General features: G+C 53.4%; 10 protein-coding genes. 7 read left to right on the top strand and 3 right to left on the bottom strand.

What is annotated here, in order from left to right; translation table 11 throughout:
• Positions 1–6: 6 nt before the first annotated feature.
• From QW71_RS31715 to QW71_RS31705, 3 genes are all read right to left on the bottom strand, one after another.
• A complete protein-coding gene (locus QW71_RS31715; RefSeq protein WP_039309049.1) occupies positions 7–1,155 on the bottom strand; it encodes a DUF2812 domain-containing protein in 1,149 nt (382 codons plus the stop codon).
• Positions 1,152–1,517 (bottom strand): PadR family transcriptional regulator, encoded by a 366-nt coding sequence (locus QW71_RS31710; protein ID WP_231575337.1) that lies wholly within the window; start codon positions 1,515–1,517, stop codon positions 1,152–1,154. The genes QW71_RS31715 and QW71_RS31710 overlap by 4 nt, the downstream gene beginning before the upstream one ends.
• Positions 1,518–1,609: 92 nt before the next feature.
• The gene (locus QW71_RS31705) at positions 1,610–2,296 is read right to left on the bottom strand and encodes a hypothetical protein (RefSeq protein ID WP_039309047.1); all 687 of its coding nucleotides are present in this window, start codon (positions 2,294–2,296) and stop codon (positions 1,610–1,612) included.
• Between the two features lie 76 nt (positions 2,297–2,372).
• Here QW71_RS31705 and QW71_RS31700 point away from each other — a divergent pair, with 76 nt between their 5' ends.
• The 7 genes from QW71_RS31700 to QW71_RS37440 all read left to right on the top strand — a co-directional run bounded on the left by QW71_RS31700 (position 2,373) and on the right by QW71_RS37440 (position 12,778).
• On the top strand, positions 2,373–3,281 hold the full coding sequence (locus QW71_RS31700) for a GNAT family N-acetyltransferase (protein WP_160311856.1): 909 nt from the start codon (positions 2,373–2,375) through the stop codon (positions 3,279–3,281).
• Between the two features lie 920 nt (positions 3,282–4,201).
• Complete coding sequence (locus QW71_RS31695; RefSeq protein WP_039309040.1) at positions 4,202–5,842, top strand: response regulator; 1,641 nt, start codon at positions 4,202–4,204, stop codon at positions 5,840–5,842.
• Positions 5,843–5,909: 67 nt separating this feature from the next.
• Positions 5,910–7,724: a sensor histidine kinase gene (locus QW71_RS31690; protein ID WP_047014085.1), complete on the top strand. Its 1,815-nt coding sequence runs from the start codon at positions 5,910–5,912 to the stop codon at positions 7,722–7,724.
• 167 nt (positions 7,725–7,891) lie between these two features.
• Positions 7,892–8,803 carry a sugar ABC transporter permease gene (locus QW71_RS31685; RefSeq protein WP_042141012.1) on the top strand — a complete coding sequence of 304 codons (912 nt, stop codon included), beginning with the start codon at positions 7,892–7,894 and terminating at the stop codon, positions 8,801–8,803.
• A 24-nt stretch (positions 8,804–8,827) separates the two neighbouring features.
• On the top strand, positions 8,828–9,703 hold the full coding sequence (locus tag QW71_RS31680) for a carbohydrate ABC transporter permease (RefSeq protein ID WP_039309035.1): 876 nt from the start codon (positions 8,828–8,830) through the stop codon (positions 9,701–9,703).
• Positions 9,704–9,767: 64 nt separating this feature from the next.
• On the top strand, positions 9,768–11,327 hold the full coding sequence (locus QW71_RS31675; RefSeq protein WP_039309032.1) for an extracellular solute-binding protein: 1,560 nt from the start codon (positions 9,768–9,770) through the stop codon (positions 11,325–11,327).
• Between the two features lie 83 nt (positions 11,328–11,410).
• Positions 11,411–12,778 carry an FAD-dependent oxidoreductase gene (locus QW71_RS37440; RefSeq protein WP_200905998.1) on the top strand — a complete coding sequence of 456 codons (1,368 nt, stop codon included), beginning with the start codon at positions 11,411–11,413 and terminating at the stop codon, positions 12,776–12,778.
• Positions 12,779–12,885: the final 107 nt, after the last annotated feature.

The raw sequence follows: 12,885 nt of genomic DNA, 5'->3' as shown, positions 1-12,885 counted from the left end.
TAATACCTACAGCTTCTTAAGCCGCCGGTAATACAGCCAGGTTCTGCCTGCGAATGAGCCGAAGAGAAGGATACTGAGGAACATAAGTGAAGTATTCCATGCCCGGGAAGCGGTGATTCCATCTTGCAGCATGCCGTCAATAAATGCCGTCACATTCAGGCTGTAGAGCAGAATCATCGGAAGAAACAATGCTGTATAGCTGATGGCAATTTTACGGGCGTGCTTCAAGCGGTGGTACGGGTCACTGTAGATTTCCGGTTGTTCAGCACGATCCAGCTCCTCCCGGCTCCAGATAGTCCAATTCTGCAGAGAAGAGGATGAGCTATAGACCTTATCCCAGCCTGCCTGCCGGTGCAGCTCGAAATATTCTTCATCGCCAATGACCTGATAGTCGGCATGATACTTCATTATACGTGGACTGCCTTGGCTGAAATGGAACAGGGTGCCTCCCGGGCCGACTTTATACAGATTCCATCCCAGCCGTTCCTTATCCTCCAGCCATTCCTCCAGCCGGTCAGGAGCGTACATCCAGCCTAACTTCAACCTCTTCATCGTAACGTCCGCTCGCCTCTGCGGTTCGTGAGTCTTCTTGAAGTCCTCATAATCCGAGAGTAACGTCTTGCTGGCCGCCCGGAGCTTAATAATCGAATAGATTGCAAGTACGAGCAGGATCACAGCCAAGGCTGCTGCGGCCCAGGTAACCGCCCACATAGGGCTTTGCTGTACCTGAAGTGGAGCATCCTGGGTCAAGGAGAAGCCTAGAGCAATCAGCGGAATCATTGCAATGAGCAGCAAATAAAGAAGTATTCCCATAAAAATATATGAGATTGTGCGGTTTCGCCTCAAGACATCCTTGCGGGAAGGGTAAGCCTTAATCTGTGACGGCCGCCGATCATTCTCGTAGACGCTCCACTTGCCTTGCTGCAGGTGCTTGCTCCAGCCTTCAGCGGCAAGATAGGAAGACATGGAAGGCTGGGAGGATGGAGCATAACCGATCTGATAAATAAGCCGGACCGGCTCAGCCTGCCGGAACGTAAACTGCCGGAGCAGCAGATTCCACTCCGCCAGCACCCACCCCTGACTAGCCATATCGGCCAGCCAGGCTTCTGACTTGGGCAGGTCGTAGCTCCAGAAGGGCCGAAATACCCTTTTCATACAAATTCCTCCTCACTGGTAATGGCATTGCGGTGAAGTTCCTTTAATCTGCTGATTTCTGCGCGCATTACTGCTTTCCCCAGATCTGACACCTCGTACACTGTTTTTCTCTCTTCATCGGCGAATACAACAATCAGTCCATCCTTGTTCATCTTCGTCAAAGTTCCATATACCGTACCGGAACCCAGTCTAAGCCGTCCCTCAGACAGCTCATCCACATGCTTGATGATTCCATATCCGTGGCGGGGTATGGTTAGGGACAACAGAATATAGAAGGCCGTCTCTGTCATCGGCACGTACTTTTTCAGCACTTTATCCATTGTGGACAACACGATCACCTGCTTCGCCAGTTCATTGTGCATAACTCATGGCTTTGAATATAATATGTCTTGCCGTGACTATGTCATAACGTGACTATATCACGATGCGACATAAGTTTCAAGGTTAGCGGCAATTAATGTGCCGTCAGAGCCAGTGGTTGACATACAGGCTGCCAGATCTCAGGAACCAGCTGCGGCTCCGAACAATAGACCGTCTGCAAATACCGGCTGAGCGGGGATATTTGTCCTTCGACCAGCACTTCCTTGATCTCCGAAGGTTTGGTGGGTATCGCCTGCCCGGCTGTTGACATGAACTCTGCAATAGGCAGCAGCATCCCGCAGCTTTTGCGGTAGGACATCCGGTGCGGGAATCTGGGCGAGCTGCCGGAATCATATTTGGACAGCCTGATCTGATCAAACTGTCCGGTGAGCAGCTCGCTGGCGTCGAATTTTAGGATGGCAAAAACTTCGCCGGGCTCCCTGCGGGAGTACATCGCCGCCATGGCCAGGCAATCCCGCCAGGTCGGCCACAAGAAGACATGGCGGTCAAGGCAGAGACGGAATTCTTCAGGGGTTGTGTCCGGGTCCATTGCTTCAGGTGTGATGCGCAGATGGGAATTCAGGACAACCGGCTGCCCGGCGTATTGTACCTGGAGGGCTGTAGTCCGGCGTACTCCGGCTGCATGCGCTGGACTTAATACGGCTGAGGCGTACAATGCGTCAAGTGTAGCCATGGCGGGCAAATTCCGGGCCCGGGTGAAGTGGTATAACGAAGTGCGGAGCGGGCTTTTGGTAATGGCTGCAATGAGTGATGGTTTCATAGTGTTATTTTATCCTTTGCGGGAAATGAATATTTTGTTATTTTAGAAAGGGAATGCTGAAAGGGAAAGGATGAGAATGATGAGAGCTGAAGTACTCGAACATAGCAGAGTGGAGGCGTTTTTGAATTTTTGCCGGAAGCACCGGGACGAACTGGATGATTCTTATCTGATCGATGAGGAGCTTGCCCGATTCAGGCTTTCCCCGGACCATCCTACATATATTGTTGCCAATTCCTCAGGTCAAATTACCGCAGCAGTCTCGCTCATCCTGAATGATTACAGCCGCAGAGGGCGCAAGGCCAGATTTAGAATCCTTCATGCGGAAACCGAAGATGTAAATGTATACCAGGCTCTGCTTGAGGCAATTCTGCCCCATGCTGCCGGAATGGATAAGCTGAATCTATTTGTTCCCGCGGGAAATACTGCGGCGATGGAGGCGTTGGGGGCTGTGCGGTTTGCGGTGGAGAGGTATACCTATGTCCTCGTAAGAGAGGAGCCGCATATTCCAGAGGTCAGCTTGCCCGCCGGTTACGAGCTCATTCCCTTCCGCGCCGGAACGGATGAAGCCGTCTGGTGTGAAGTACGAAATGCCGGTTTCGCTAAGCTTCAGGGCAACGAGACGCCGGCCACACCAGCGATGGTGAAGCAGATGATCAGCGGAGCCGACTATATCGAAGGCGGTTTACAGATACTGTACCATAACGGCAAAGCTGTGGGAATTGTACGCGGCTGCGCCGATGAGTATGAGGATGAGCCTGCCATGAGTATTGGGCCGCTGGCAGTATTGCCGGAGGCTCAGGGGAGAGGACTCGGCAGAATTCTGCTGCGGGCAGCACTCCGGTTCGCGGCAGAACAGTCGTATGCGCGCACCGTCCTGTGTGTGAATGCAGAGAACGAACGGGCGCAGGCTTTGTATATTGGGGAAGGCTTCAAGCAGGCGGAAGCCCTTGCCTGCCTGGCTTACACGGTGAGTGAAGAGGGGTAGCGGGGGGCTTGATGCTATATGCTATGGAGTGGAGGCGCTGATCGGGGGAGGGGAGTTGCGATTGGTGATGTAGAGTTGAGATGCTGATTGCTCCCATCCAACCGTGACGGACTGTAGGGACCTTATTTTGCCGGAATCAGCCAATTTTGAGATGAAGCGGACTGAGAATCGCCTATTCAGCTTAGAATACCAGAATTAGACCCATCATTCAGGCCATAGCGGAATCTCAGTCCGCGAAGCCGGCAAAACAGCTGTTTTTCCCGAAATAACGGATTCTGAGTCCGGGTGGAACGGCTGTTTGTGCTGCCATTCTGCTGCCGGCATACGATATGGAGAGCGTCTGCATACCTGCTACCGCCTGCCTAACGTCTGCTTACCGTCAGTATATCTATCGTCTGCGTACTGTATACTTCCCTCTGTAGATTGCGTGCTGTCGAGTGTCTACCTCCTGCATACAGTCTGAATACCGCCTGCGTACTGCAGCTTACCCTCTGCAAATTGCGTACCACCGCCTGCCTATCTCCTGCATACAGTCTGAATACCGCCTGCGTATTGCAGCTTACCCTCTGCTTATTGCGTCTACCGTCTGCATACCGTTAGCCTACCTGCCTGCTTACCTCCTGCTTACTGTATGCTTGCTCCAAATTCTCTGCCTGCTGTTAGTTCGCTGCCTGCATACTATTAAATTCGCTATCCGCCCGCTATTAGTTCGCTGTCTCCCTGCCCTGCTATTAATTCGCTGTCTGCAAATCACATCGGCCCCTTATTTATGGCTTCTTGCAGGAGATGCACTTTGGATGTAGAAATTCAGGTCAGCAGGTTATTCAATCCAGTAAAAACCATTTACTCTCCATATGCACCATTATATTGCCAAACTTTCGTCTAACCTGGACAGATTCACTATTAAAGGGGACAAGGAAATGAAAACACTGGTTATTGTGGATGATGAGCCGTCGGTAGTGAACGGGCTGCGGACCTATGTGGACTGGGCGGCACAGGGGATTGAGCTGGTTGGAACCGCAGATGACGGGGACACAGGGCTGGCGCTGATCCGGGAGCTGAAGCCGGATATCGTACTGACGGATGTCCAGATGCCGTCAATGGACGGCATCCGCATGGCAGCTGAGGTACGGGCGCTGCTGCCGGAGGCCAAGATCGTCTTCATCAGCGGCCACAACGATGCCGGATACCTTAAGTCCGCGCTGCAGATGCATGCGGCGGATTATATTTTTAAGCCGGTCAGCCGCAAGGAGCTGTCTGTGGTGATGGGCAAGGTGACTGCTGCGCTGGATGCGGAGACGCAGGAGCGCAAGCGGATCAAGGAGATGCAGGTGAAGCTGACGCAGAGCATGCCGCTGCTGCGCGAGAAGTTCCTGCTGTCCGTAATCAGCGATGGTGTTCATACCGCGAATATTCAGGACAAGCTGGAATTTCTGGGCTTGCAGCAGCTCGCAGCTGACAGCTACATCCTCATGGTCATTCTGCTCGATGATGTGCCGCAGGTGCTGGACACCCGCAGCGAGCAGGACAGACAGCTGCTGTCCTATACGGTGCTGAATATCATCCAGGAGCTGATTGACAAGCAGATGCGCGGCGTGACCTTCGAGAAGGAGCCGGGAGAGTACGTCGGGATTCTGCTGGCCGGACAATTGCAGCCGCAGGAGTTCAGCGAATCTCCCGAGAATGACCTGCTGGTGCTGGCAGAATCAATCCGCAGCAATCTGCGGACATGGCTGAAGCTCAGTGTAACCATCGGTGTCGGCGAGGGGGTTGAGCACTTGCCGGAGATCCCGTCCTCCTACAAACAGGCGAGGGATGCAGCTGACCAGAAGTGGTATCTGGGCAAAAACCGGATTCTGACCATGGACAATATCGTGTCCGGAGATCGCGGCGAGAATCTGCGTTACCGGTACGAGCCGGAGTGGGGGGAGCGGGTGTGGTCTGCCCTGAAATCCGGAGACCGCGGACGTCTGCAGACGGAGCTTGGTGACATCTTCAGTCTGCTCGGGCAGAACCGGGGACAAGGGGCGCGGTATGCGCAGAATGTCAGTCTGCATCTGATTCTGCAGTCCGGCCAGGTGCTGCTGGAGCTTGGCGGAATGACGGAGGAATGGGAAAAACGCGAGACGGCCGCCTGGAAACAGGTTGCGCGCCAGGAGACGATGCAGGATCTGCTGGGATATACAGAAGCTTATTTGCTTGAGGTCTGTGATTTCGTCGGGATGAAGCGCAGCGGCAAGACAAGCGAAGTGATAGAACGGGTCCGTCAGCTGATTGGAGAACGGTACCCGGAGAATCTGGCAGTGGCGGATATTGCGGCAGGCGTCTATCTCAGTCCGACCTATGTCCGGCTGCTGTTCAAGCAGGAAACGGGCGAAACGCTGTTCGAGTATCTGACCAAGGTCAGAATCGAGCAGGCGAAGAAGCTGCTTAGAGACCCGCAGAACAAATTCTACGAAATCTGTTATGCCGTTGGCTACAGCGATCCCAGCCATTTCAGCAAGCTTTTCAAGAAAATAACCGGAATTACCCCCAGCGCCTACAGGGAGCAGAGTCTATGAGCAGGGGCAATCCTATGAAGATCAGGCCGCACAGGAATGTAAGCATGCCATATAAGGAGGCTGTGCAGTGAAAAAGGGCTGGAGCTATTTGACCGGACTGGGCCAGGGGATTCTTGCGGCGAGAAAGTGGCTGATTGCCTATGTGATACTCATTCTGCTGCCGGTATCAGTCATGCTGGCTTCCTTCTATCAGCGGTCCAGTGACATTCTGGAGCAAGAAGTCACCAGTACGATGCAGCTGACCCTTAAGCAGGCAGGGATGAATCTGACCTATAAGCTGGATCATATCCGTGACAGCAGCAATTCGGTCTTCATGAACCAGGTGCTCTACAGCAATCTGCAGCAGAAGGACAGCATCACCGATGAGCTTAACCAGCTTAAGGAGCTGCGCAATTTAGCCGAAACCGCCCAGGAGAATGAGGATATTTTCCGGCTGCGGTTTTTTGTTGATCCTTCCCGGATGTACGGAGGGGACCGGGTGAATCTGTATCCGCTATCTGAGATAGAGCATTATCCGTGGTACAGGCAGGTGCTGGAGGCCGGGGGCGGTATGGTCTGGACCGGGGTGTATGAGGAGAGTTATATCGATTTCGGTGGCAAAAAGATTTTCTCTGTCGCAAGGATGCTGCGCAATCCCAAGGCATATGAAGAGACCATCGGCATACTGGTGATGGATGTATCCCAGGATCTGATCGCAGAAGTCATGTCAGAGCTTCATTTCTCGGACAGCTATGCCCCTTATCTTCTGGATAGCGAGGGTCGGCTGATCTACAGCACCGGGGAGAACGGTCCGCAGGAAGTCAGCATGCTGCCGGAAGAACTGCTGGATACGATTAAGCAATCGGAGGAGGGAATCGTTAAGCGGACCCTTGGGCGTGAAGAGGTTAATGTGGTCTATACCACGATCGGAACTTCAGGGTGGAAAATGATCTCCCAAGTCTCTGAATCAGAGATTTCGCATAGGGCAACAGCAATGAACCAGTTCACCAGCATTGCCACGCTGGCAGGGATCACGGTCATGTTCCTGGTACTCGTGTTTGTGCTGCTGATGTTCCTCGTGCAGAACATGCAGCGCAGAGTGCAGATGATTCTGCGGATGATCCGCAAGGAGGGCATCGGCTGGCTGGAGGACAGAAGGACGATGCCAGGCGGGGATTTCCGGCTGCTGGAACGAAGCGTGGACCACCTGATTCACAAGGTCAACCTCCTGATGGAGGAATCCTATCAGGCGAAGATGCAGGAGCGGGAGGCGCAGCTGAGAACCCTGCAGGCCCAGATTAATCCGCATTTTCTCTATAATGCGCTGGATATGATCAACTGGTCGGCGATCTCTCATGATGCGGAGGATACCAGCCAGATGATTGAGGCGCTGGCCCGCTATTTCCGGCTCAGCCTGAATCAGGGCCGCGACAATGTCAGCCTTGCCGATGAATTGAATCTGGCCAAGGTGTTCATGGAGATTCAGCAGAACCGCTTTCCGTCCACCTTCACCTTCAGCGTCCAAGTAGAGCCGGGACTTGAACAGTATATGATTCCCAAGCTTACCCTCCAGCCGCTGGTGGAGAATGCGCTGCTGCATGGTATCCGCAAAACCCGCAGGAAGCAGGGGAATATCGCCATAACAGCCCGCCGGGAGCAGGAGGATATCCTTCTGGCGGTGTCCGATGACGGGATCGGCATGAGTCCGGAGCAGGCCAGACGGCTGCTGCTGGAGCCTTCCTCCGAGCTGCGCAGTGACGGGATGCCGGGCTCCTTCGGCCTCTATAATGTCAACGAGCGGATACGATATTTTGCCGGCAACCGGTATGGCTTGTCCATTGAAACCGAACCCGGCCAAGGAACAGTGATCAACATCAGAATTAAAGCGGTTCCATTCGAATAATCAGATTGCCTCATATACAGTCGCGTAAGACCAGAAATAATCAGATTACCACCTACAACCGCCCCCCGGTTTCTCAGTATAATCAACTCACAAACAGATGGGGGTGAATGAACTTGGGTGGGAGTGTCACGGATTTGGACCGGAAGAGCAAACTTCAGGCAACGAGAATCAGGTCCGCCAGCAAGTGGAGGCTCGCCTGGAGAAACAGGGATTATTATGTGCTGCTGATACCCGGTCTGCTGTTTCTGCTGCTCTTCAAATATACACCGCTGTACGGAGTGCTGATCGCATTTCAGGATTTCAACATTTTCGAGGGCATCAGAGGCAGTGAATGGGTAGGGCTGGAGCAATTCCATAAGCTTATCCAATCAGACGAATTCGGAAGGGTATTCATGAATACACTGCTTATCAGTGTGTACAAGATTGTCCTGCTGTTTCCGGTGCCGGTCCTCATCGCGCTGGTGCTGAACGAGGTCAGGCTGATGTTCTTCAAACGGACGATCCAGACGATTATTTATCTCCCGCATTTTCTGTCCTGGGTGATTATTTCCGGTTTGTTCGTCACCATCCTCTCCACCTCGGGCGGACTGGTCAATAATATCATTCAGTGGTTCGGCGGAGAACCGGTCAGCTTTTTTGTCAGCAATGATTATTTCCGCAGTGTGGTTGTCTTTACGGCCGGCTGGAAGGAATCAGGGTGGAACGCGATCGTCTTCATTGCCGCCATTGCCGGGATCGATCAGGAACAATACGAGGCAGCTGCCATTGACGGGGCGGGTAGAATCCGCAGAATGCTGCATATCTCACTTCCCGGCATCCTGCCGACTGTGGTGCTGATGTTCATTCTCCGGCTGGGCTCGGTGCTTGATGCGGGAACGGAGCAGATTCTGACCATGTACAATCCGGTAGTCTATGAGACAGCGGATGTGATCGGAACCTTCGTCTATCGCATCGGGCTGGGCAAAATGGATTACAGCTTCAGCACCGCAGTTGGCCTGTTCAACTCGGTAGTAGGCTTCATCCTCATCGTTTCTGGAAATTATATCAGCCGGAAGCTGCTGAACCGCGGAATCTGGTAGGCGGGAAAGGAGACAGTATAATCCATGACCAAACGAACCAAAGGCGACAGGCTGCTCGATATTTTTGTCTACCTGTTCCTGATTACGCTCGGAGTGATGATGCTGCTGCCGCTGGTTAACGTATTATCGAAATCGGTCAGTGAGGAATGGGCGATTACTTCGGGAAAAGTAGGCATTCTGCCGGTAGGCTTCCAGCTCGACACCTTGCGGGAGGTTATCTCTTCCTCAATGTTCATCCGGGCGTTCTGTGTATCCGTAGGCGTCACGGTAGTGGGCACCCTGATCTCTATTTTAATGACGGCACTTACGGCCTATCCGTTATCCAAACGGAATCTGCCGGGCATCTCCTTCTTCATGGTACTGTTCATCTTCACGATGCTGTTCAGCGGCGGGCTCATTCCCAATTATCTGCTGATGCGCCAGCTGCATCTGATCAATAATCTGTGGGTGCTTATCCTGCCCGGAATGATCAGTGTGTTCAACATGCTGGTGATCAAAAGCTACTATGAGAGTCTTCCCGAAGCGCTGGAGGAGTCCGCGCGGATCGACGGGGCCAAGACGTATACGATTCTGTTCCGGATTATTCTGCCGCTCAGTATGCCGGTGATTGCCACAATTGCGCTTTTCTATGCTGTCGGGTACTGGAATGATTACTTCGGGCCAATGATCTACATCAACGATACCGCGCTTAAGACCTTGCAGCTCTATCTGCAGGATGTGGTGATGGACGCCAGTGCAGCCAACGCAGTTAATAAAAGTGTGGATGATCTGATGAACATGTCTCCGGAAGGCATACGTGCGGCAACGGTGGTCGCTTCGACGGTCCCGATTCTGTTCGTATACCCGTTCCTGCAGAAGTATTTCATCAAAGGCGTGCTGATTGGCTCGGTTAAAGGCTGAGGCGAATTTTGTACGAAGTAAGACTGGAAGCTTAAGCTCACAAAACTTTTGGGGGGTTATCTTAATGAAACAGACGAAGTGGCTGTCACTCCTGCTGAGTACCGGGCTGCTGCTCGCCGCAACTGCCTGTGGTTCTTCTAACAACACGAATAGTAACGGGGGGAGCGCTTCAACAGCAGCACCAGCTTCTGCAGAAGCAACTGCCGCACCGGGAACGTCAGAGAATGCTGCCAAGCCGGAGTTGAAATCGCTTAATTTGTGGTCGAAGGATGATTACAATACGTATCCGCTGGCCAAGGTGATCGAAGAGCGGACCGGCTATAAGGTGAAGTATGAGATGCTACCCGCCGACAAGGCGATGGATAAGCTCAATCTGCTGATCTCCTCTGCCGAGCCGTATGATGTCATTACCATTTCCGGTGAAAAAGCCGTGTATACCGATTATGCCAAAATGGGCGCACTGGTGGATCTGACCCCGCTCATCGAGGAGTTCGGTGATAATATCAAAGCTTCCATCTCCCAGGCGTCCTTCGATGCAATGAAAATTGACGGCAAAATCTATGGTATTCCCAACAGCTCCTCGCAATTTGCCAGTGCCGATCTGATGATCCGCCAGGACTGGCTCGATAAGCTGGGGCTGAAGACGCCGACTACACTGGATGAGTTCACCGAAGTGCTGAAGGCCTTCAAGGAGAAGGACCCGGGCGGAACCGGGAACAGCGGCGCCCCGATGTCAATTGATGGGGCACTGGCAACGACGGCGAATATTACAGGTGCCTTCGGAATAGGCACAAGCTGGAATACAGTGGACGGCAAGCTGGTTCCGGCCCCGCTGCATCCGGGCTTCAAGGAATATCTGACGTACATGTCCGATCTGTATAAGCAGGGGCTGCTCGATAAGGAATTTGCCGTGAACAAGGATGCTACCCTGAAAGAGAAATTCACCAGCGGAAAAATTGGGGTCATTCAGCTGCCTTGGTATGATATTCCCGGAATTGCCGATGCCCTGACCAAGAACTTCCCTGATGCCAAATATGCTTACCTTCCTGCCCTCAAAGGCAAAGACGGACAGATGGGCCTCGGCATGAGCGGCGGGTTCGACCGCATTACCTTCATTCCGAAATCCGCGAAGCATCCTGAAGATGCGATGAAATGGATCAATGCCAAGCTGGAAAAGGAAACCTTCAAGCTGATTGCCATCGGTGAAGAAGGCAAACATCATACGTATAAAGACGGCGTATACAGTCCGATCCTGCCGCTGTTCACGGACGAACGCGGTAACGCCAGCAATTATCTGACCGGTATCGACGAGAAGCTGTACCCGATCTACTGGCAGGCCCGGGTGCAGAAGGATGCACGCCTGTTTGCAGGCTTCTCTTACCTGAACAATGAGCTTCCGGCGGAAGCGAGAATTGCTGATCCGTTGGCGCTGGCTCCATCCCTGCCGGAATATTCGAAGAACAATGCTTCGCTGAATCAGATGATTAATGATTTCGCCGTCAAAGTCATTGTCGGTGAAGAGTCCCCGGATGCCGTGGCAGATTTCGCCGAGAAATATAATGCTGCAGGCGGAGAAGCCAGCACCAAAGAGGTGAATGACTGGTATGCTACAGTGAAGAAATAGAATCAAAGAAAACTTTTTAGGAGGTAAAAGAATGAACAGCTACAGGATGCGGAGCAGTGAAATTCCGCTGCAGGATTCCTGGGATGTCATCGTTGCGGGCGGCGGGCCGGCGGGTTGTACGGCGGCCGCCGGCGGCCGCTGCCGCAGCCCGGGAAGGGGCAAAGACGCTGCTGATCGAAGCAACAGGCAGCCTGGGCGGAATGGGCACATCGGGACTTGTGCCGGCCTGGTGCCCGTTCTCGGACATGAAGACGATCATCTACCGGGGACTGGCGATGAAGGTGTTTGAAGCCTTGAAGGCGCAGATGCCGCATGTAAGCAAAGAGGCGATGGACTGGGTTCCGATCGAGCCCGAGAAGCTCAAGGTCATCTATGATGAGCTGGTAGCCGGAGCAGGGGCCACGGTGCTGTTCAATACGCAGCTGGGTTCCGTGGAGGCGGATGAGGAAGGTAATGTGCTGGCACTGATTACTGCCAGCAAGAATGGACTGCAGGCCCTGAAGGCCAAGGTCTATATCGACTGCACGGGCGATGCCGATGTAGCGGCCTGGGCGGGAGCGGAATATCTCAAGGGTGATACGGCAACCGGTGAGTTGATGCCTGCCACGCACTGTTTTACCTTGGGCAATGTCGATGAATATGCTTATCTGAACGGTCCGCTGCTGCATAACAATAACAAAACCAGCCCGATCTTCGATATTCTGGGCTCCGGCAAATTCCCCTTAATTCCGGACTCGCATATCTGTAACAATGTCATTGCTCCCCGCACGGTGGGCTTCAACGCGGGACATCTATGGGATGTGGATAATACGGATGCCTTCTCCGTATCTGCCGCATTGATGCAGGGAAGGAAGCTGGCCTCCGTCTATAGGGATGCCCTGGCAGAGTATATGCCTGCCGCGTTCGGCAGCTCTTATGTAGCCAACACCGGCTCGCTGATGGGGGTACGGGAGACGCGGAGAATTACCGGAGACTATGTGCTGAGTGTGGAGGATTACGTTAACCGCCGCAGCTTCGCGGATGAAATCTGCCGCAACAGCTATTTCATTGATATCCATGGGACGGAGAAGGAAGAGAAGCAGGCGGGAGGCAAGCCGGAGGTCATTAAACGCTATGGTCCTGGAGAATCGCACGGCATTCCATACCGCTGCCTGACGCCGCGTACACTGAAGAATGTGCTGGTCGCGGGACGCTCTATCTCCTGTGTCCGTGAGGTGCAGGGGAGTGTCCGGGTGATGCCGGTCTGTCTGGCGATGGGCGAAGCGGCCGGGATTGCCGCAGCACTTGCTGCGAATCTGCCGGATTATGACGTGCATGCAGTGGATGTAGCTGTGCTGCGCAAGCGGCTGAAGGAGGAGGGGGCTTATCTTCCCGACCCCGTAGCCGGAACAGTATTTGGTGATCCGGGTGCGGCGGCAGGAGAAGAGGAAGAACCAGTGAGGTATCACTGAGACACGGAGCCAAATAATGCTTAGCTAGCTTGAACTGAAGAAGACAATAACAGATGGGAATAACGGAGGGGGATTTTGGAACTGTAGGAGCGACAGCGACCGCCTTT

The sequence above is a fragment of the Paenibacillus sp. IHB B 3415 genome (assembly GCF_000802655.2).
GTDB lineage: Bacteria > Bacillota > Bacilli > Paenibacillales > Paenibacillaceae > Paenibacillus_AQ > Paenibacillus_AQ phytohabitans.
Note: the sequence above shows the minus strand (reverse complement) of the source record. Positions and strands in the feature narration are given on the sequence as shown.